Annotated in this window: 19 protein-coding genes, 7 pseudogenes and 1 other annotated feature; of the genes and pseudogenes, 14 read left to right on the plus strand and 12 right to left on the minus strand. The window is 59.3% G+C overall.

Annotated features, from left to right (window positions below):
- From FV222_RS01130 to FV222_RS01140, 3 genes are all read left to right on the plus strand, one after another.
- Nucleotides 1-887 (plus strand): IS66 family transposase (locus FV222_RS01130; RefSeq protein WP_147812700.1); only part of this gene is annotated, 887 nt, incomplete at its 5' end.
- Between the two features lie 189 nt (nucleotides 888-1,076).
- Nucleotides 1,077-1,670, plus strand: a complete 594-nt coding sequence (locus FV222_RS01135) for a recombinase family protein (RefSeq protein WP_147812701.1) — start codon at nucleotides 1,077-1,079, stop codon at nucleotides 1,668-1,670.
- A gap of 5 nt (nucleotides 1,671-1,675) precedes the next feature.
- Complete coding sequence (locus FV222_RS01140; RefSeq protein ID WP_147812702.1) at nucleotides 1,676-2,119, plus strand: hypothetical protein; 444 nt, start codon at nucleotides 1,676-1,678, stop codon at nucleotides 2,117-2,119.
- On the opposite strand, the gene FV222_RS01145 is transcribed toward FV222_RS01140, so the two are convergent.
- The 3 genes from FV222_RS01145 to FV222_RS01155 all read right to left on the minus strand — a co-directional run bounded on the left by FV222_RS01145 (nucleotide 2,092) and on the right by FV222_RS01155 (nucleotide 3,933).
- Nucleotides 2,092-2,544, minus strand: coding sequence for a hypothetical protein (locus FV222_RS01145; protein WP_147812703.1), 453 nt, complete (start codon nucleotides 2,542-2,544; stop codon nucleotides 2,092-2,094). The two genes, FV222_RS01140 and FV222_RS01145, sit on opposite strands and share 28 nt — an antisense overlap.
- Nucleotides 2,545-2,851: 307 nt before the next feature.
- Complete coding sequence (locus FV222_RS01150) at nucleotides 2,852-3,310, minus strand: hypothetical protein (protein WP_147812704.1); 459 nt, start codon at nucleotides 3,308-3,310, stop codon at nucleotides 2,852-2,854.
- Between the two features lie 176 nt (nucleotides 3,311-3,486).
- Nucleotides 3,487-3,933, minus strand: a complete 447-nt coding sequence (locus FV222_RS01155; protein WP_147812705.1) for a MucR family transcriptional regulator — start codon at nucleotides 3,931-3,933, stop codon at nucleotides 3,487-3,489.
- Between the two features lie 166 nt (nucleotides 3,934-4,099).
- On the opposite strand from FV222_RS01155, the gene FV222_RS01160 reads away from it, so the two are divergent.
- Complete coding sequence (locus FV222_RS01160; protein WP_147812706.1) at nucleotides 4,100-4,801, plus strand: response regulator transcription factor CtrA; 702 nt, start codon at nucleotides 4,100-4,102, stop codon at nucleotides 4,799-4,801.
- Nucleotides 4,802-4,814: 13 nt separating this feature from the next.
- On the opposite strand, the gene FV222_RS31790 is transcribed toward FV222_RS01160, so the two are convergent.
- The 3 genes and pseudogenes from FV222_RS31790 to FV222_RS01170 all read right to left on the minus strand — a co-directional run bounded on the left by FV222_RS31790 (nucleotide 4,815) and on the right by FV222_RS01170 (nucleotide 6,772).
- A complete protein-coding gene (locus FV222_RS31790) occupies nucleotides 4,815-4,949 on the minus strand; it encodes a hypothetical protein (protein ID WP_281406857.1) in 135 nt (44 codons plus the stop codon).
- Nucleotides 4,950-5,635: 686 nt separating this feature from the next.
- Nucleotides 5,636-5,932: a plasmid stabilization protein gene (locus FV222_RS01165; protein WP_147812707.1), complete on the minus strand. Its 297-nt coding sequence runs from the start codon at nucleotides 5,930-5,932 to the stop codon at nucleotides 5,636-5,638.
- Nucleotides 5,933-5,953: 21 nt separating this feature from the next.
- Nucleotides 5,954-6,772: pseudogene (locus tag FV222_RS01170) on the minus strand (IS5 family transposase).
- Nucleotides 6,773-7,103: 331 nt separating this feature from the next.
- Here FV222_RS01170 and FV222_RS01175 point away from each other — a divergent pair.
- A complete protein-coding gene (locus FV222_RS01175) occupies nucleotides 7,104-7,628 on the plus strand; it encodes a hypothetical protein (RefSeq protein ID WP_147812708.1) in 525 nt (174 codons plus the stop codon).
- Between the two features lie 413 nt (nucleotides 7,629-8,041).
- Nucleotides 8,042-9,046 carry a hypothetical protein gene (locus FV222_RS01180; RefSeq protein ID WP_147812709.1) on the plus strand — a complete coding sequence of 335 codons (1,005 nt, stop codon included), beginning with the start codon at nucleotides 8,042-8,044 and terminating at the stop codon, nucleotides 9,044-9,046.
- Between the two features lie 8 nt (nucleotides 9,047-9,054).
- Here FV222_RS01180 and FV222_RS01185 read toward each other — a convergent pair whose 3' ends face one another.
- A complete protein-coding gene (locus tag FV222_RS01185; protein ID WP_147812710.1) occupies nucleotides 9,055-10,539 on the minus strand; it encodes a hypothetical protein in 1,485 nt (494 codons plus the stop codon).
- Between the two features lie 333 nt (nucleotides 10,540-10,872).
- Between FV222_RS01185 and FV222_RS31795 the strand changes: the two genes are divergently transcribed.
- The 3 genes from FV222_RS31795 (at nucleotide 10,873) to FV222_RS01190 (ending at nucleotide 12,765) form a co-directional block, all read left to right on the plus strand.
- Nucleotides 10,873-11,007, plus strand: coding sequence for a hypothetical protein (locus FV222_RS31795; protein WP_281406858.1), 135 nt, complete (start codon nucleotides 10,873-10,875; stop codon nucleotides 11,005-11,007).
- Nucleotides 11,008-11,746: 739 nt separating this feature from the next.
- Entirely contained in the window at nucleotides 11,747-11,884 is a 138-nt protein-coding gene (locus FV222_RS29250) for a hypothetical protein (RefSeq protein WP_187277158.1), read from the plus strand.
- Nucleotides 11,885-12,351: 467 nt separating this feature from the next.
- Nucleotides 12,352-12,765: a hypothetical protein gene (locus FV222_RS01190; protein WP_246685270.1), complete on the plus strand. Its 414-nt coding sequence runs from the start codon at nucleotides 12,352-12,354 to the stop codon at nucleotides 12,763-12,765.
- 792 nt (nucleotides 12,766-13,557) lie between these two features.
- On the opposite strand, the gene FV222_RS01195 is transcribed toward FV222_RS01190, so the two are convergent.
- The 3 genes from FV222_RS01195 to parA form a co-directional block, all read right to left on the minus strand.
- Nucleotides 13,558-14,775, minus strand: coding sequence for a replication initiator protein A (locus FV222_RS01195; protein WP_187277159.1), 1,218 nt, complete (start codon nucleotides 14,773-14,775; stop codon nucleotides 13,558-13,560).
- 75 nt (nucleotides 14,776-14,850) lie between these two features.
- Nucleotides 14,851-15,171: a hypothetical protein gene (locus FV222_RS01200; protein ID WP_147812713.1), complete on the minus strand. Its 321-nt coding sequence runs from the start codon at nucleotides 15,169-15,171 to the stop codon at nucleotides 14,851-14,853.
- On the minus strand, nucleotides 15,168-15,824 hold the full coding sequence (parA, locus tag FV222_RS01205; protein WP_147812714.1) for a ParA family partition ATPase: 657 nt from the start codon (nucleotides 15,822-15,824) through the stop codon (nucleotides 15,168-15,170). Before parA ends, FV222_RS01200 begins: the two co-directional genes overlap by 4 nt.
- A 766-nt stretch (nucleotides 15,825-16,590) precedes the next feature.
- On the opposite strand from parA, the pseudogene FV222_RS30890 reads away from it, so the two are divergent.
- The 3 pseudogenes from FV222_RS30890 to FV222_RS01220 form a co-directional block, all read left to right on the plus strand.
- Nucleotides 16,591-16,779, plus strand: a pseudogene (locus FV222_RS30890) (hypothetical protein); the annotation flags it as partial.
- Between the two features lie 233 nt (nucleotides 16,780-17,012).
- Nucleotides 17,013-17,598, plus strand: a pseudogene (locus tag FV222_RS01215) (integrase core domain-containing protein); the annotation flags it as partial.
- Between the two features lie 28 nt (nucleotides 17,599-17,626).
- Nucleotides 17,627-17,803 (plus strand): annotated as a pseudogene (locus FV222_RS01220) (IS6 family transposase); the annotation flags it as partial.
- Nucleotides 17,804-17,857: 54 nt separating this feature from the next.
- On the opposite strand, the gene FV222_RS29260 reads toward FV222_RS01220, so the two are convergent.
- Both FV222_RS29260 and FV222_RS29265 read right to left on the minus strand, forming a co-directional pair.
- On the minus strand, nucleotides 17,858-17,995 hold the full coding sequence (locus FV222_RS29260) for a hypothetical protein (RefSeq protein ID WP_187277160.1): 138 nt from the start codon (nucleotides 17,993-17,995) through the stop codon (nucleotides 17,858-17,860).
- 109 nt (nucleotides 17,996-18,104) lie between these two features.
- Nucleotides 18,105-18,389: pseudogene (locus FV222_RS29265) on the minus strand (transposase); the annotation flags it as partial.
- A 203-nt stretch (nucleotides 18,390-18,592) separates the two neighbouring features.
- Between FV222_RS29265 and FV222_RS01230 the strand changes: the two are divergent.
- Nucleotides 18,593-19,474: pseudogene (locus FV222_RS01230) on the plus strand (IS3 family transposase); the annotation flags it as partial.
- Nucleotides 18,721-18,812, plus strand: a sequence feature (AL1L pseudoknot). Its footprint overlaps the pseudogene before it by 92 nt.
- A 93-nt stretch (nucleotides 19,475-19,567) precedes the next feature.
- Nucleotides 19,568-19,669 (plus strand): annotated as a pseudogene (locus FV222_RS01235) (IS5/IS1182 family transposase); the annotation flags it as partial.
- Between the last annotated feature and the right edge of the window lie 102 nt (nucleotides 19,670-19,771).

Consider the following 19,771-nt stretch of genomic DNA (forward strand, 5'->3'; position numbering starts at 1 on the left):
GCGCCGCCTTCCTGCTTCGGCCGGTGCACGAGCGGTTGCTGGAGACGCTGAAGCGCTCGGGCAAGCTGTTTGCCGACGAGACCACGGCGCCCGTGCTCGATCCCGGGCGCGGGCGCACCAAGACCGGCCAGCTCTGGGCCTATGCCCGTGACGACCGGCCCTGGGGCGGATCCGATCCACCCGGTGTCGCCTACGTATACGCCCCCGACCGCACCGCGAGCCGACCGATCGCGCATTTGGCTGGGTTCGAAGGCGTGCTGCAGGTCGATGGCTATGCGGCCTACGAGGTGCTGGCCAAGGGCGGCGCGATCCGGCTGGCCTATTGCTGGAGCCACGCACGGCGGCTGTTCTACGAACTTGGCCCCGCCTCGCTGATCGCCACGGAGGCGCTGGCGCGCATCGCCGCGCTCTATCGGATCGAAGCCGAGATCCACGCTCGCCCGGCCGACGAGAGGCGTGCCGTGCGTCAAGAGCGAAGCCGGCCCGTGATCGAGGCGCTGGAGCCGTGGCTGCGCGAGAAGCTCGGCCTGGTCAGCCGCAAGAGCAAACTCGCCGATGCGATCCGCTACGCCCTGTCGCGCTGGATTGGCTTGAGCCTGTTCCTCGACGATGGCCGGGTCGAGATCGACTCCAACATCGTCGAGCGCGCGATCCGACCCCTGGCCTTGAACCGCAAGAATGCGCTTTTTGCCGGCTCGGACGGCGGCGGCCAGCATTGGGCGGTGATTGCTTCGCTGATCGAAACCTGCAAGCTCGTCGGCGTCGAGCCGCACGCCTACCTCGCCGACGTCATCACCCGCATCGTCGAGGGCCATCCACAACGTCGTCTCGACGACCTGCTGCCATGGGCCTACCCGGTCATGCCAGCCCTCAGAGCCGTGGCCTGAAAACAGCGCTTACGCCCTATCCCCGCAAGGCAGCCATCATCGAGCGCTTACGATGTGCCTGAAAAACGACCGTTTTCCCGACGCTACTAGGGTTCGTCCTTTGAACAGGCTTGAAAAGCTCTGTTTCTGTCGGGAAAATATGACTGTTTTTCTATTGCGGATTAAACGCGCCTGGATCACTATCCCGACATGCTCGTCGGATATGCCCGCGTTTCCACCCTCGACCAGAACCTCGACCTTCAGCGCGATGCGCTGACCAAGGCCGGGTGCGAGAAGCTGTTCGAGGAGAAGAAGTCCGGCAAAGCCGGGACCAAACGGCCGGAGTTCGAGGCGGCGCTCGCCTACCTGCGCCCGACCGACGTGCTCGTGGTGTGGAAGCTCGATCGGCTCGGCCGGTCACTCGTCGAGATGATGCGCACCATCGACTCCTTACGCCTTAAGGAGATCCACTTCCGTTCGCTGACTGAGCAGTTCGACAGCGACACCGCCCATGGCCGGTTCGCCCTGCAGATGCACGGCGCCATGGCGGAGTACTTCCTCGACCTCAACCGCGAGCGCACGATGGAAGGGCTCAAGGCGGCGCTGGCCCGCGGACGCAAGGGTGGTCGGCCCAAGAAGTTGACGGAGGCCGACCTCGAGGTCGGTCGCGCCTTGCTAAACAGCGGCACCATTTCGGTCGCGGCCATTGCCAAACGCCTCGGGGTCAGCCGGGACACGTTCTACAACTACTTCCCGCAGGCGCGTGCACGCAGCCAAGCTGCAGCATCTGCCGGAAAAGGCTGACCTCCATGCCGATCCGGCGCGAGCATCGCTTCTTCTACCCCATCGACTGGCCGCAACTCTCCGCGGCGATCCGCTTCGGGCGGGCGGGTGGCGCCTGTGAGGGCTGCGGTCGGCCCCATGGTCTGACGGTCTACCATCTCGGTGATGGGCGCTGGTGGGATGCCAGCATCGGAGCCTGGCGCGATGGACAGGGCCGTACGCTGCGCAGCCTGCCGACGATCGAAGATCTCGGTCGCATCCGTACGACCCGCGTTGTGCTGGCGGCCGCGCACCGGGACCACAACACTGCGAACAATCTCGACCGCAACCTCGCAGCCTTCTGCCAACGCTGTCACATCAACCACGATCGCCCCGAGCATCGGCGTCGACGCTGGCGTACCCTGTTTCACTGTCGGGCGATGGGGGACCTGTTTCGGGGGCTCTACCCGACCGCAAACAAATCGAGCTGAAGCGCCGATCTCTGCCCCCTGCCCCGCCGGCCACCCCGTGGAAGTGGCTTGATCACCGGCAAGGCTCCGGTGCCTTTGGCATGCAGCACAGCCCCGATAATCTGGCAGCCGTCGCCTGGGTGATACATGTAAGCACGGCAGCCATCGGCCTGGAGGATCTCCTGAACAATCGCTTCGTCATCGGGACGTGCGCATAAGGCGTTCAGCAAACACGCCAGCCCAAGCGAGGCGATGTTCGAGAAGTAGAATTCGCGCTGGTAGCCGGTCCAAACCTGGCGCTGTGCACCGACGCTGGTTCGCGCGAACGGATTGTGGGGCGCAAACACCGTGCTCTCGTCCAAGACGAAAGCGGCGATCGCATCGCGGTCAGTGATATGCAGCGCAGTCCGGATCGATGCGGCGAGTTGGCGCCGAGGGATAGGCACGCGTTCACATCCTCATATCGTCACAGACTGAGATCGACCCGAGCCACGGCAGAGACACGATCAATCCCGGTTCAGCGCCTTTCTCAAAAAAGAAGGCCCTAACCATCCAAAAAGAGTTCTGATCACGCCTGTTTGGCTATGTCCTTGCGAAACAGATCGTTTTACGAATTGACGCCATGCCACAGCTTGCAGGCGTACCCACTTCTGGGTTCGAACTCCGGGTCCTGCGCCGTCCTTGCGATGGTGGCGGGCGTATCGAGACGCGGCACATCCACATCGAGGCGAGCTCGGGAGATCAGGCGATCGCTCAAGGCAGGTTTCTCGCTGAGGCAATCCTTGAGGGCTGGTCCGGTGTGGCGATGCTCACCAACGAGGCCGGCGCCCTGATCTGGTCGACGCGCAAGGACATGCCGCCGCCGACAGCCCCTGGCATGATCTGATCGCTGGCCATCCGCCGCGGCTGGGCGTGACCAAGGCCGGAGAGACGCTGGCTCGGCATCGTTGTCCGCTCGATACGGAGCGTCCAGAGCCGCCAGGGCGTCGCCAGCGGCAGAAACTCGGCCTCATCAAGCACGTGCTCGGCCTGGTCGCCATGCCGAACCACCATGCGGAACGGGACCTCGCCCGGCGGCCCGATCAGCACGACCGTCAAGGTGTTGAAGCCGTCATGCAGCCACGACGTCACGTCGTGGTGGAAGCCGTCCTCCGCTGGATCAAGCCCCTCCAGCGCAGGCTGCGTCACCGCGTAGGTGTTGAGACTGACCATAGCGCGGCTCCCCGCGCCCCACAGTGTGAGACGCAGCCGCTCCCCGGCTCGAATGTGCATGATGTGCCCCGCTACAAGGGCCAAACTGACCGCTTCGGGGGTTTTCCACAACGGGAACAAGGCATGAACGGCAACGCTTCATTAACCCTGTGGCCGGGGTGCTCCAGACCCCCCCCTCACGAACCGTTGGCCACATCCGGTGCCGACTTGCGTCGCTGCTGACCCAGACCGAGGCTCTTGGCGAGTTCGGAGCGCTTTGCCGAGTAGCTCGTGGTCACCATCGGGTAGTCGGCAGGCAGGCCCCACTTGGCGCGGTAGGCCTCCGGTGTCAGGCCGCGCAGGGTCAGATGACGCCGCATCGTCTTGTAGCTCTTGCCGTCCTCGAAGCTGATGATCGCATCCGGGGTGATCGACTTGCGGATCTGCGCGGGCGTCAGCTTCTCAGGTTCGGGCGCCGCCGTCGGCTCCTCACCGCCGAGGCGGCTCAGGGAAGCATGGACGCTGGCAATCAAGTTCGGCAGCTCGCCAGCTTGAACATGATTGTTCGAGACATAAGCTGAGACGATATCGGCTGCCATCGTTAAAACGTTGCTGCTTGTGTCTGCTACTGCTTCGTCCAACATGAAATATACTGCCCTACAACCAACTGATCTTATCCGTCTTAGTTGAGTTTTGGCAGAACAACAAGTAAAATATGGGCCGATAAAGCCCTGATACGGACCCTACTGCAAAACAGGGATTTATTAAGGATCACGCATTAGTGGATCTTAACACTTACGGGGACGGACGATGCGGGTTCTGCTGATCGAGGACGATGCGGCGGTGGCGCAGAGCATCGAGCTGATGCTGAAGTCCGAAAACTTCAACACCTACACCACCGATCTCGGTGACGAAGGGATCGATCTGGGCAAGCTCTACGACTACGACATCATTCTCCTCGACCTGACGCTCCCCGACATGTCCGGCTACGAGGTGCTGCGCAGCCTTCGCGCGGCTAAGATCAAGACGCCGATCCTGATCCTCTCAGGGATGGCCAGCATCGAGGACAAGGTGAAGGGCCTCGGCTTTGGCGCCGACGACTACCTCACCAAGCCGTTCCACCGGAACGAGCTCGTGGCCCGCATCCAGGCCATCGTCCGCCGCTCGCAAGGACATGCCGAGGCGGCCGTGACGATCGACGACATGGTCGTCAACCTCGATCAGAAGCTTGTCGCGATCGGCGGGAACCGGGTTCCGCTCACGGGCAAGGAGTACCAGCTGCTGGAACTCCTTGCCCTGCGGAAAGGCACGACACTGACCAAGGAGATGTTCCTCAACCATCTCTACGGTGGCATGGACGAGCCCGAGCTGAAGATCATCGACGTGTTCATCTGCAAGCTGCGCAAGAAGCTCGCCACCGCATCAGGCGGCAAGAACTACATCGAGACGGTCTGGGGCCGTGGCTACGTGCTGCGTGAGGGTGTCCCCTCAATGCTCGCCATCGCAAGCTGACGGGGCAGGCTGATCAGAGCGGCTCAACCTTCTCAGCTTCGTGGTCGAGCTCGTCATCCTCAAAATCTTCTGATTTGTCCTTAAAGTCATAGCCGTCTGTGTCAAGTACAAAATCTCCATCGAAGATCGATCCCACACGCATGGTCATGCTGCACCATTCACGTGTTTCCGTCCTACCTTCAAAACTTGGATATCGCTCGGCAATTGCGGCTATGATTGGCTCAGGGCAGTCGCAGGCTGTGTCAAAGACACAGTGATAGTTTTCAGCATCAGAAAATATCTCTCGGAAAGCATGCGAGTTCCATTTCGTTCCCCAAAATCGTAACCTTCAACCATACCAGTCCATTCCGTTTACAAGATGCTTCTCAGATGAAACACCTTGATCTGGGTCTGTAGGATCTATGAGAAATACGTCTGGCGTTGGCACTAAGGCTTCAAAATCGAGCCTTATGTCTTTGTACCCATTCTCTATATAATCTCTGATGCAATCAGAACGAAACTGCTGGATTTCCGCAGCGGATCCGGTTATAAAGAGCTTCGTCGTTGCTAAGTCTGTCATGGAATGTTTATCTTTCTATAATCAATCAATTTTTATTCAAGAATATTAGGTACGGTGCAAAAGCTACCTAAGTGATTTATATTGGTATCTATACGGCGTCAAAATAAAAACTTTCCGCGAAGCTGTATTTTGTTATGCGTACAAAGTATTTTTGTCAGTCTTTATGGAGCTTGGACCGATTAAGACGTTGATACCAAGAACGATAGATTGAACTGACAGATTAGACTATAAAACGACTTTGGTGCTGCAGCAATATTTTAAATGCGCCGAATGCGTCACGTAAAAATTGGAACGGCGACCTCGACGACTATCCCGAGCGGGGAAGCGCCAATTGTGACAGCCGGGTGCTCTTCCAGATCGATGCCACCAAACGGTGCCATACGGCGTCGGATCGCTTCGACGAGATCGGGTGCGTCCTCGGCATCGACCGCAAGAGTGGCCGCCAGGATCGAACGTGCCTCCGCTCCCATGGAACTGCCGTTCGTCGCCGCACGGATGCGGAGCCGCTCCTTCACGCGACCATCGAGATTGCGGATCGTGATCGTTGCCGTTGGTGCCAGCGCGTGAGCCATATCGTCGTGTAAGACCCCGTTTCATAACGCTCGTGCCAGGCGTCTGACGAGGATCATGGCTGCTGCCAGGACGACGAAGGCGAGTGCGGAAGAGGCCGTCGCCTCGTGATCACGGGCGAGCCTGCGGCATCGACTGATCCATCCGAAGGTTCGCTCGATGACCCAGCGTCGCGGTTGAACCGCAAAGCCCTTTTGTCCCTCGTCGGGCGCAATGATCTCGATGGTGATCGCCGTTGCGGTGCCGACGCGCTCGCCTCGATAAGCTCGGTCTGCGAAGCAGTGGGCCAGGAACGGCCAGAGACCGCGCGAGGCACGCAAAAGCGCAACGCCTCCATGGCTGTCGTGGAGGTCAGCAGACGAGACGGCGGCGATCAGAAGACGGCCATCCGTGTCGGTCAGCGCGTGGCGTTTGCGGCCCACCACACGCCGGGCTGGATCGTAGCCGCGTTCTCCATCGACGCCGACGCCGCCCGAGCGCGCCGCCTGCGCATCCATGACGGCACCCGTCGGGCTGGCCTCACGCCCGGCTCGCTCGCGGTCGTCCATCGTGAGAGCGTGGGCGAGGCGCTAGAACACGCCCGAAGCTGACAGGCGCAAGAACCAGCGATGAACGGTCGACCAGGGTGGGAACTCATGCGGCAGGTGCCGCCAAGCGCAGCCTGTCCGTAATACATACAGGACGTCATCCAGCACCGACCGCATCGGCCAGCGCCAGGGTCGACCCCTTGATGCGGGACTAGGCAGCATCGCGCCGACGACGGCCCATTCAGCGTCGGTCAGACAGTTTGCGTAGGGGCGGCTTTCGCGCGCAAGCTCGGTGCGAGCGGTAGGGGTCCACATCGGCGATCCAGGGTGAGCGTCAGACACTCTCCCAACGCCCGCGACACCTGCCGCTCAGCCCATTATGAAACGGGGTCTAAGCGATGCTAGCATTGCCAGCAACATCATTGCGAGCGGGACCACGTTCGATCGAGCGCCAGGATCGATCTGATGGCCTTGAACGAGAGCAGACACTGATCGTTGGAACACGAAGCACGGCCGATCAGCGCATGGTCGGTGATGTTCCGCATCGTTCTAACAAGATCGAAAATTCCTCAAAAAAATAATGACAGGCGGAAGGCCGGGTCGCTAACTTGGTGAAGCTCACTCAAGAGCTTTTCAAGAGTTACATATGAACACGACATTTAATGCGGTCCTCGAAAATTGGAATCGATACCTCAACAACAATCCCGACATGAACATCCCCGCGATGTGTCGTGCGGGCGGCCCACCGACGAACTGCGTCTACCTTGATGAGACGACCGGTCATGTCCTCATCTCTGAGAATGGCGGCCCTCTCAAAAAGGCCAATCCTTTTGTCGTGGCCATGGCGACAGGTAAGAAATATCAGGGTCCAGATAAGCGTAACCCTCTGCCGTCCAGGAAGATTTGCTCAAGCCCAACCAAGAAGCTCAAGCATGATGCGATGGTTGAAGACATGCTTGATTTCATGTTTGAAGAAATTGATGGGCTGCAAAGATACTTTGTTCATCCGTCGTATCAATGTGTGAGAGATCGATGCATCGAAGCACTCTACTTAGAAAGCGCACGTAAAGTTCTATCTAGCGATATGACGAATTGCGAGCGTTGGGATTGTATCATCGAGCATATCACCGATCTCCTCGATGTAATTACAATCTCATCTGTCGGAAGATAGGAAGAAACTTCGAGCGGAAAAAGGAGGGCCCTGCGTGGCCCTCCTTTTTCGTGCGGTGAGCGATCGTTCCGAAGAATGTTACAGCGCTTTTCGCAAGATCGTCGATAACCGCGTCTCGAGAAGCATCTCACCGGATCGAGCGATACGCTTTATGATCTGTACGAAGAAAGTAGTTGCGGGATTTTGGATTGGTGGCAGCCTTTAGGACCGAGGCAGCTACGGAGACCGGATTGGACCCTATCGACGCAACGCAGACCGATCCGCGCCGGCATGAGCGGTGCTTGCAGCGGGACGCTCACCCGATCACTGGATGGCCGCTCAAGCCCTTGGCCCGCCTTGATCGCGAAGGCGCACGGGGATGCCTGGCTGATCTCGCCACAGCCGGGCTGCTGTCGCGTTAGGCTGCCTTCGTCGTGCTCGCCTGCGCCGATTTGAGTGACTCGAGCTGCTTCCTGGATCAGCTTGGTATCGCAACCCCCGGTGCGGCCGGGATCGGCGAAGCTTTGCGGACGCGCTCCGCCCGCGATCTGATCGGTGCAACGTTTGCCGTACCGGGTCGGGCCGTCCCTGCCGGGTATCTGAGGGCGCTGCTGCGCATCGGCGAGGGGCGCGAAAGCGAGCTTGGGCGGGACTCCCTCACCGATCCGGAGGCCTATCGTCAGCTGTGGCAGATTTTTACACGCGAACCGCAGGGCGCGAAGGCTACCGCGTTGCGCTATTGCGGCCGCATCAGTGCCGGTACCCTGGTAGCGATCGACACCCTCGACCCTGTGCTGATCCATCCCGAGATCCTCCGGCACATCGCCACGGCCGAGCGCACCGCCAAAGCCAACGCCCTACTCAGGCTGCTGCGCACCGCCGTTTCGACCGCGACCGACCAAACGTTGACTCAGGCGCTGCAGGCCTCCCTGGGTAAGGGATCGGCGCTCGAAAACTTTGCCCGCAAGGCCATTGAGCAGGCAGACGTGTTTCCGCCTCCCCCGCTACCGCCTAGCGCCACCATCACCCCGCTGACCAGCGCTGCCGCCCTGATCGCGCTGGGCACCGAAATGGGAAACTGTGCGCGCACCAAGATCGGTGAGGTCCTGCTCGGATTGTCCTACATCTATCGGGCGGAGCATCGGGCAGAGGATGGCACGCGGACACCCCTGGCGATTGAACTCGTCCCCTTGAGCAGCGGGCAGTGGATGGTTCGAGAGATCAAGGGCGTCAAGAACCGGTCGCCCACCCCGCAGGCCCTGCGGGCGATCCTGGGGCGTTTGCACGCCCTTGGTGCGGTATCACCCGGCAGCATCTGCACCGAGCGGACCCGGGAGCTGTCGAGCCTGCTCGGCGTGTTCCGATGGAATGCCTTCGATTTTGCGGCGATGGAACTGGATGCGTTGGAAGAGGCGCTCGAAACCCACGAGGCAGCCTGATCGGCTGATCATCCTGCCTTCCGCGGACGTCCGGCCCGCCGATGAGTGCCCTCTGCCTTCTTCTGCGCGACCTTCACGGCGCGTCTGCGCTTCTGGCGTAGGGCGTCAGCCCGCCGACGCTGATCGATGCGCTCCTGGTGCCCGAGCGGATCGACCGTACCTTCCTGCGAGCGATCCGATGCAGGGCGCTGCACCTCCATGATCCCGGCCTCCAGAACCGGGACGAGTTCGACCTCCGTCGCAATGCCGTGCTCCTTGAGGTAGCGCATCAGCATCTCAGCCTGATCCTGGCTGTAGAGGTAGACGTCGTAGGGGCCTTCGTAGTTTGGATTGCGCGGCGCGCCGCGCAGCGCAAACTGGATGATATCTTCGTACTCGCGTGCCTGAAGGATCTGTGAAGCATCCAGATCAAACATCTCCAAGATAGATTTGTCTGCCTCTTGCGCCTTGTTCGAATAAATGTAGGCACAAGAGGTATGATTGATAAGCGTGTTCGTTCCCGCCTGCTTGGGCGTGCAGAACTCAGCTTCGAAGCGATAGCGGAAGTATGGAAGCATGTCAGCGTTGCACGAGAAGAACCCGGCAAATCTATTGTTTTCAAAATACCGCGAAACCTGAACCAAGCACCGGCTTCCCTCCTCTGTGGCCCACCACGTCGTCGATCCACGATGTCGGGTGAAGTAGTGGATCCGGAACGTTTGCGGTTTGCGCAGGATCGGATGAGCCGGCTCGATCCGATCGAAACGGATGGCATCGCGATGGAGCGCTGTTGCGACGAGATACGCCGTGCTCCGGAAAAACCCTGCCCCGATGACGGTGACACCAGCGGCGCCGACGAGCGACAGCGGCGTCCACACCGACCACCACGCGATCTTACGCCCGAGGACCTGTGCGTCCTGCCAGGCAGCCAGATCGACGTAGACGGCGCGTCCGGGCGTGAGCACGCACTTGTGCAGGGCTGCCAGATCCTTGGCAGCATCCTGCGCGATGGCGCTGCGCTGCAGTGGCTCGACGCCCCCGCGTGGACGCACCTGATGCCAGCCACCGATGCCCACAGGTTCAAGGCTGTACCGCTGATCCAGGCCGATCCAGCTCGCCTGGGCCGAGACGCTTCCCGAGGCGATGCAGCCGTCTGGGACTTCATCGATCACCACTTCCCAACCAGCGAGATCCGCAGGATCGAGCGCCATCAAAGCCTCGTGGGTGATCATCACCACGCGCGGCAGGTTAGAGCTTCCCGCTTGCAACGTTGTCTCGACGCGACGCTTGACAGTCCCCGGGACCGACTGCCCGGAATGGATCACCTTGACCGCGAGCGAGGTGTCCCGTCGTGACGATACCTCTCGGCAGTATGCGGCGTGCTCGTCGAGAAGCTGCTGACGCGCGCTCGCCCAGACGACATCACGAGGACGCGCAGCGATCGCGTCGAGTTGGTTCAGCGATTTGCGCGATCCAGGAACTCCGTTGATGATGCGAACAAGGAATGGGTTCATTTAAATATTCTCACTGCAATCTGTCAGATAAATTGCGTCTGCTGCATGTTTATATGAGAAATACTGGACGGAATTAACTGGTACACTCATCGAAAAGACGAAGTCGATATAAAAAGCAACGCAATGCCGCGCTGAGGCGGAACGAGGTCTTGTGCGGATCGACGCGCAACGCGGGGCGAGACGCGCAAGAGCGAAAGACGTCCAGCAAGGCTCGTGGGGTGGTGCGCGGTATGGCGTGCCGCCACGCGACGGTCATGACGGACACCATCCCAAGTGAGATCGACCTCTTATTCAAGCGCCAATCGCGCTACGAACTCAGAGGGATGGCTGACGATGATGATGGAGCGGCTCACGCTTGCCGCGCGCGGCCAGCGCGATCCACGAACCTCTTCGTTCGCGACACGACATGCCTACGCATGGCTCCGGCACATCGCGATCGCCAACTCGCGGCTGATTTTGGGTACATGAACAGCGATACGAGCCCATTCGTCATGGATCTATGACGGACGTGGTCGCCTACATCGAGGTCATCGATCTCCGTCGTGTCGTACGTCCCGAAAAATAGATGTCGTCTCGATGACTACACGAAGTCCGACCATCCGCCGCAGGCGCCCCAAACATGCAATGGATGGGCTTGTAGTGGGTTTTTATAACTAGACTATGATTTTTACGCTTGAGCAGCAGAAATAATCTCTACTGCTCAAGTATTTGTTTGACAGCCTGTATACAAATTGTTAATTTTATTTTTTACTGAAACCTTTTATGGATCGAAATAGAGGCGATCCATAAGACTCGATACTACTTGTAAGGCTCAGGCCAAATTAATGAGTCCATGAGCCTTAGATGGACCAGGTCTTCCAAATTTTCGAAGTAGACGCTGATGTACGGATAACATCTGCTGATTCCCGCTAAGATCTTACGGGTATCGGTCCACCTCAAACTTGCATGCAAAGTATAGCGCGCGTCAGGCATATGATGCGCAAACAAGTCATCGATGGCATTCAGGGCCAATCGCAGCCTTTGGCTCGTTGTAAGGCCATCTTGGGGCACATACAGATGTCAATTGCGGAAACCATCTGCCTTCCATCCTTTACGGTTAGTACCAGGGATAGGGCGAAGTGTTCGACAAAACTTGAAGTTGATAGACATGGTAATTTCCTATACGATAGATAGTTCTGTAATTTTTACTTAGACTGAAGTCTAAGTAGTGGCAAAGGCAGAGCTTACTCTCTACGAAAAAGAAGAGCGACTTGCCTTCCACGCTTTTTTACGCTTGCACGATGGTGACGTCAACCCGAATGACTTTCAATTACGGCATGAGCTTTTTGAATATAGTTTTGATTGATGACCGCCAAAAAATGGTTCGTTCATTCTAAGCCATAGGGTTTAGAATTTTGTTTATTTAAATAAATAATAAGGCATATAAACAGTTTATTATATAAATTATTTTTAAGTTTTAATATATCGATAAGCAATTACTGAAAACAGTTATACTTATTTCAGTATATAATGTAAATTTCAATATCAGACGGCGACCTAATGGTTAAAGCGCAGATTTATAGGTGGATTTTCTGTATAAATTATTTTTGTTGCTGGCCTCGTTGAGACAAGGCTGCCCGCGCCGCTTCGATCTGGATATCCCGGTTCCATAAAGTTCACAGCGCGAGCCGACCCGCATTAGCAGGGAAAGCAGGCCGACCATCGCACCTTGGCCGTGGATCGCGTCGAGGCTACGCATGCAGCTGCGAACGGCGCGTGCGGAGAGGGAACAGGGTGCCGGTTACACAGCGTCAGCTCGCCGCTTCGATCGCAATGGCGCTGCACATCGTGGAGCGCGATGCCATCGCCGCGTTCCTCCTGGACGCAGCCACGACCCTTACGGATCACAACCCACTGTCTCGGACCAGCGCAGGCGCCCAGCGCCAGATCTGGACCGGCAGGCAGCGGGAATTCGCATCCTTCGGGGTTGCCGCTCTCGGTGTGGCCTGCCTCCTGAATGCGCTTCAGCGGCTTCTGAACGACGAGCCCATGATCCAGGAGATGCTCCAGGCCGGCCCGTGTCGGGCTTACGTCTACCACCATGAAGACGGATGCAGAATTGTCGGAGCGGTCCTGCACGCCAAGGCCAACGCGCATCTCCCGGAGATTAGGCCCCTTCGACGAACCCGCGCACGGCGCATCGTCCGGCTGCCGACCCCGCAGCTCGATCTCTTCGCGATTCGGTAACATGCGGCGCCGGAGATCCTCTGACAGGTGCGGCGGGCGGCACGGCAATTTCACCCAAAGGATACCCCTCCCCTTCCGGTATGCTCTTCCCGGTCGTGTTGCGCTTGATCAGACCTACCGCGCTTTGCGCGGGGACAAGGCTTCTCAGGAAGGCTGTAGCGCCGGTTTCAGGCCACTGCGTCGCTCAGTCGGTTCTGTCGTCAAAAACGCTTTCCAGCGCCCCAGAACTAGCCAAACTACGCATACTCTCGGAAGCCAACCTTGTCCGCCCTCCGGCCGGAACCAATTATTGAGCTGACCCCTGGAGGCAGTTTCCATTCCGGGTGGTACAGCGGGTTTTCGCCAAAGGCGAAAAGGGGTTGCCTTTCTTCAGCACGGTCATGCTGGGCTGGTTTTGACAAAAAACGAATCAGATCGCCTGCGTCGGATCAAGCAAGGCTGCAAGCGGTCAGTTACCCACAAGCGTATCTGTTTTAGATAGTATTCTATGTTTTAATAAGTTTTAAGGTTTTTCAGCATGCTACGCTGACAAAAACTTTAGCTCTATATCAATGACTTAGGTGCCATAAAAATTGGTGATGTACGGCCTTCGGATTGGTGATGTACGGCTTGTCATTGGTGATGTACGGTTTTGGATTGGCGATGTACGGGATTTTGTTGGTGATGTACGGTTTTGGATTGGCGATGTACGGCCATGGCAAAAGTTATCCACAGACGTAGCCGTAGAAATCGTGCCTTGGCAGGCCCATTGGCGAAGTACGGTTTTGACAAAAACGGCTGACAAAAACGAGTTCACGCCAGGGGTAACTCAGGCTTACCAGCCCCGCTGCCCAAGGGGACGTCAGCCTCTTCCGGTTTGCGCTCGCGCATAACCAGCACCTCTTCGCGGCGGCCCGGTGCCAGTTCCAGATCATAATCCGGGAACGGGAACATGCGCGTGCTGGCGACGAACTGTCGGACCTGGAAACTGAACTGTGGCAGGCCCTGGGTGGAGCCGCTGCGCTTGTGCAGCTCTTTCAGGCCGTAGCGGGCGGCGCCGCTCTTGCCGGCAGCGCGGCGGGCCAGCCGGTAGATGAAACGGCCGATGCCCTGTGTGATCAGAAAATACTCCGGGTTCAGGGTCAGGATCTGCGGGTTGCCCTTCTCGCGCACTACACCGTTATAGACCCAGTCCGGGATGCCGATCTCCACCATGTCGATGTTGCCAGTGGTCGTCTTGCTGATCACCTTGAACGTCTGGATCAGTGGCATCGTGACGACCTCGCGGCGGCTGCCGCCGGTCAGGTTGACGATCTTGATACGGGTGCCCTGCAGGCGGTCCAGCGCTGCTTCCAGGTCCTTGTACTGCTTGCCACCGGAGCTGCGCCGGCAGAATTTCAGTATGTGCGAGGTGCTGGGGCGATACACGCGCGCCGGCACATCGGTGCGCAGCCCCTTCTCCTGTTCCAGGCGGTAGCGTCGGGCTTCCTCGGCCAGGCTGGTCACCATGTGCAGGAAGATGTCGTAGTCGAACACCGTGGCGAGGCCGGCCGAGGCGCTGCCATCGATCGTAATGATGCAGTCCTTGAGTTCGTAGCGGATCTCCCCTCCCCGCTTGGCCTTGCCGAGGGAAAACGGCGCGACATCCATCAGATTGACGTCGTCTTTCAGCGGGGCGTCGTAGATGCTTGGCACAAAGAACGACATCTGCGAGTCGTCCTCAGGGGCCGCGCGCAACACCGGCGCCGGCAGCTCGGCAGTCAGCGCGCCGACGATGTCGGGCTGACGCTCGTTCAGCTTCACCGCCTCTCCGAGAGCCTTGAGGGCAATATCCAGATCAGTGACCGGCTCGGGCGCGACCTTGAGATCAGCCAGGCTGCGACGGCTGTAAAAGCGCCGGAGGCGGCTCAGGGCTTCCTTGGTCAACTCAACTGTCGGGCGGCTAGTCCGCGTGCAGAACGTGTCGGCCAAGTCCTGCAGGTAGGCGTTTTTCTCGTGCAACCCCAGAATACTGAAGGCCTCCAGGGACATCAGATCAAGGCGAACGGGGGTGCTCAAAGGCAGTATTCCGTAAAATCGTAAAATTGCATTTCTGTTTTTGCTGAATTACGCTTCAGGAAATTCGCGCTCCAGCAGCTCGCGCATCATGTCGGCCATTTTGGTACCGCGACCGGCACACTGCATCTTGACCCGACGGTGCAAGCTTTCCGGCACGTCGATCGTGAAGCGGGACATCTTCTCCTTGGGCGCAGCAGCAGGCGCTGGAGCCGGTAGCGGCGCGGCCTCGACGGCTTTCAACGCCGTCACGTTGCCCCCCTCTCGATCGCTCGCCGGCTCAGCGCCTCGATTGGCGATCCAGGCATCGGCGCCAGTAGCGAGCTTGGATGTGGGTACCTTGAACGACACCGATTTTCCCGCCTTGGTCATGCGGCCTTCCTTTCTTTTTTGGTTTTTGGCTTGGTCTGAATGAGTTCGGCCGCCAGCTGCGCAACCTCCATGGCGGCTTCGCTTTTGGGATCGGCTTCGATCACGGACAAGCCCTGCATCGCGCTTTCAGCGTAGATCACGCGCTGACTGAAGCCTGCGGTCAGGACCGGAAAGCCGAACTGTTGCAACGCACTAACCACATCCCGTCCGATTGCCGTATTTACGATTCTACGATTAATCACAAAAACGGCTTTCAGATTTTCTTTGTATTGCTGGGCCTCCTTGATCAGTTGCACGGTGTCAGCCGAGGCCCACACGTCATACGGCGAGGGCTGGACCGGGATCAGCACGATATCGCTGGCTAGGATGGCCGCGCGGCCGAGGTCGTTGACTCGCGGCGCACCGTCGATGATCACCACATCATAGTCCGACGCCAGATCGGGCAGATCCTTGTGCAGGGTCGGTTTCGCCATGCTAATCACCGGGAACAGCGGCTCGCCTTCCCGGGCGGATGACCAGGCCATCGAGCTGCCCTGCGGATCGGCATCGACAAGCAGCACGCGGTTGCCGACCTTGGCGCAGACGGCAGCGAGGTTGGTCGCCACGGTTGTCTTGCCGACCCCGCCTTTCTGGTTGAGAACCCCGATGATCATAGAGCCGCCTTTCTAAATTTACGCTTCTTTAGATTTACGATTTTCTGCAAAACCGGTTCTGTAGGTCCACGATTTCACACAAGCACGACGGTGACAACGGCTGGTTAACAACTTTTACCCGGATTACGATGAACGTGGCACGAAGGCCACATTTCTGCATCACTGCAAAAACGCATAATCGTATTTCTGGAATTCAGACATTCTGGACGATAGCGCCGCTCTCGCAGCAGTGCGCTCAGGGGTCAGTTTATCGACGATAGGGGATGCCATGCATGAAGGGTCACTTGGACAGTCGGCGACCGTACCCGGAGGGCTTGGTTCTGCACCGGCTCAAACCGGGGATGAGACCGGTTGCACCTCGTCCCGATCCCTTATGACCATGAAAACCAGTGATGCCTGATAGAACCGTCAAGAAAACGTAAAGTCGTATTTGTATATTTACGACCTCCTGAGCCACAAATACACATTGTCGTAAAACCGTAATTCCGATAGGGCTGCTGATGCAGCAGTCTGGGGCTTTGCCCCGCTGGCAGCCAAACCGCCGGGTGGACGGGAGGGGGTCAAGGCCGGAGAGCGCAGCGTGTCTTAAGGCCGGTCCATCTGGCTGGCCTTCCCCAGGGGAGGGGCCGTAGGCCTCCGTATAGCGCGACAGCGACCGACACACCGTCAGGCGGCAACCGCCCCCCGGCGGGTTCCGGAAGCCGCCATGGGGCGGTAAGTGGGGTACGGCTTGCAACTGGGGAGCGGCCAAGGCGGTCTAAGTTTCATACCAACATCACGTCGGAGGGTCGGAGGTAGGCGAGGGCGGCGGCACTGGTGGACCCTGCGGGCCTGGACACGGCTGATCGTGGCACGCGCCGCCCGCGCCGCCGGCCTCGGCATCCGTTACGTGCAGTTCATCGTACCCGAGAAGCTCTCGGTCTACGATCACATGACGATCGACCTGCCCTACGACCCGGCCCGGGCCTCGACCCGGCGCCTCGCTCGCAAACTTGTGTGGATTGGCGTTGAAGCATGACCTCGGAATAAACGTAACGATCTCTTTGTTCAGACTGCAAAAACTGAGATAGAGGTGAAGTCATAATGGGCGCTGATCGTGACCCCACCTCCTCATCCAATTTAGGGGTCATCTCAATGACTTAAGCCTGCTTGCGAAAGGGGTACGCTTCAACGCCGATCCACACGCTCCTCTGGCTCAACGATGGATCGTGCCTGCAACTACGGCTGGAGCGGCCCGACCATGTCTGGTCCTACGACTTCGTCGAGCATCGCACGCACAACGGACGCAAGTATTGGATGCTGAACGTCATCGACGCGTTCACCCGCGAGTGCCTGGCCATCCGGATTGCTCGCAAGCGGAAGGCCCTCGACGTGATCGACGTGCTCTCAGACCTGTTCAGCCTGCGCAGTGCGCCAAGCCATGGCCGCTCGGACAATGGACCGGAGTTCATCGCTCGATCTGTCCGTGACTGGATCGCAGCGGTTGGCTCAGAGACCGCCTACATCGAGCCGGGCAATCCGTGGAAGAACGATGACTTACGAGAGCTTCAACGCGAAGCTGCGCGACGAACTCCTCAACGGCGAGGTGTTCTACACTCTCAAGGAAGCCAGCGTCGTGATCGAGCAATGGCGTAGGCACGACAACACCCTCCGGCCGCACTCCTCGCTCGGCTACCAGCCACCTGCGCCAGAGGTCGTCATTTGGCCAACAGAACCGAGCGGCTCAGTGCCATCCGCTCGTCCTGCCATCGTCACACGACCGACGATGCACTAACTTCGAGCATGGGCCACCAAATGGGGGCAGGCCACCGCGGGTGGGCGGTTTCCACACGTTCAACATGGCGCGGCGTACGATCCAAGGCTGCGAGGCCATGCTCTGGCTGCGCAAGGGCTTCGCCTTTGCCGGCGCGTGGACGGTGCGCGAGCAGAACCACCTGCCCGCCTACTGCTTTGGACTGCCCGTCGCGAACAAAACATGAAGTGCGACGATAGGCACTCTTCTGTAGCCCGACGCCGAGTTTGCGACAATCCTCTCAGCGGTCCTTCGAGCGCAAGATCCAAACGATCCCGACCACGGGTATGATCAGCCCGAACAGCGTGAAGAAGAGAAGGCCGAGGTTCATACTGCGCCGATCGCCGCCATTCGTTCCCGCATCATCGCTCAGTTGCATGCCGCAATCCAGATCGGTAGGCAGGGAGCTTATATAGCGGGGAGCTCCTTTACGAGGAAGCCGGAGTCTACAAGGATCCGCGGCGCATAGCGGCGCCTATCAGGGCGTGTCATCGCTTGAGCCAATCGAGGGCGGTCGCGAGGGAGAGGACGCCCATGAAGCTGACGGCGGTCTTCTCGTAAAGAATGGCGATGGCGCTCCATTCCTTGAGCCTGGGCCAGAGGCGCTCGACTTGGTTGGGGGTGCTGGAGATCCAGTCTGGGCAGGCGAAGGGCGCCTCGTGGCGCTGAGGCGGGATCGCAGGCCGTGCGCCCATGTCCCAGATGTGCTCGCGGAAGGCGTATCTGGCGTAGCCGCGGTCCCGGACGACCCACTTGGGCACGCCGGGAAGTTGTGAACCGCACCGGGTTTTCCGCAGGCTCCAACTCTTGAGAGGATGGAGCCATGACGAAGCGAACCCCACCGTATTCCCCTGAGGTCCGTGCGCGCGCAGTGCGGATGGTCCTGGAGTGCCAAAGCGAACACCCCTCACAATGGACAGCGATCATGTCGATCGCGGCTAAGATCGGCTGCTCGGGCGAGACGCTTCGGAAATGAATCCAGCAGTCCGAACGGGATACAAGACAAAGGGGCGGCCCGAGCACGGACAAGCGCGAGTGGGTCAAGGCGCTGGAGCAGGAGGACCGCGAGATGCGTCAGGCCAACGAGATCCTCTAGAAGGCCAGCGCGTATCTTGCGATGGCGGAGCTCGACCACCCTTTCAAACGATGAAGGCGTTCATCGACGAGCATCACGATGCATGCGAAATCGTCCTTCGACAGGCTCAGGATGGGGCCGATCTGCAAGGTGCTGCCGATCGCCCCGTCGACGTACCATGCCCATGCCACGCGGCGTGCCGATCCTGGGAAGCTACCGGCACGAGCCAGGAGCGACGCGGCGCTGATGGTCGAGGTCCAGCGCGTATCCGAGGCGAGCTTCCACGTCGACAGTGCGCGCAAGGTCTGACGGCAGCTCGGCCGGGACGGGATCATGGTGGCTCGGTGCACCCTCGCGCGGCTGATGCGGGCAATGGGATTGAAGGGCGTCGTGCGGGGCAAGACGGTCCAGACGACGATCTCCGATCCAGCTGCTTTGCGCCCGCTCGACCGGGTCAACCCGACAGTTCAAGGCACCGCGCCCGAACGCTTTGTGGGTCAGCGATGTCACCTACGTCGCGATCTGGTCCGGCTTCGTCGATATGGCTTTCGTGATCGACGTCTTCGCCCGCCGGATCGTCGGCTGGCGGGTCTCCCGAACCGCCCATGCCGCCTTCGTGCTCAACACTTTGGAACAGGCCCTGCACGAGCGCCGTCCCCTCCAGGGTGGTGGGCTCGTGCACCCTAGGACGGCGGCTCGCAATACCTTGTTCTGCGCTACACCGAGCGGCTCGCCGAGGCCGGTGCCGAGCCATCCGTCGGCAGCGTCGGCGACAGCTACGACTGTGAGAGCCCGTCCGATAATGCTCGGCGGGGGTTGAGTGGTCGGGATGGCGGTGATTCCAGAACGGTGCTGAAGCCTGATCTGGATTGTGCCATGTGGACCCCGACCGCCCGTAGGCAGCATAACCGTGCGAACCTGCGATACGAAACCAATCTGACGAATGCGGAATGGGCGGTGATCGCACCGCTGATGCCGGAGGCAGAAAAAGAGGCTGGTAACTCAGGGCGCCCCTGTATCACTTCTGGGAGATGCAGTGCGGACTATACTCCGGCGGACGGGGCGTCTAGCTCGGCTACG

It is taken from the genome of Methylobacterium sp. WL103, from assembly GCF_008039885.1.
In the GTDB taxonomy this organism is placed as follows: Bacteria; Pseudomonadota; Alphaproteobacteria; order Rhizobiales; family Beijerinckiaceae; genus Methylobacterium; species Methylobacterium cerastii.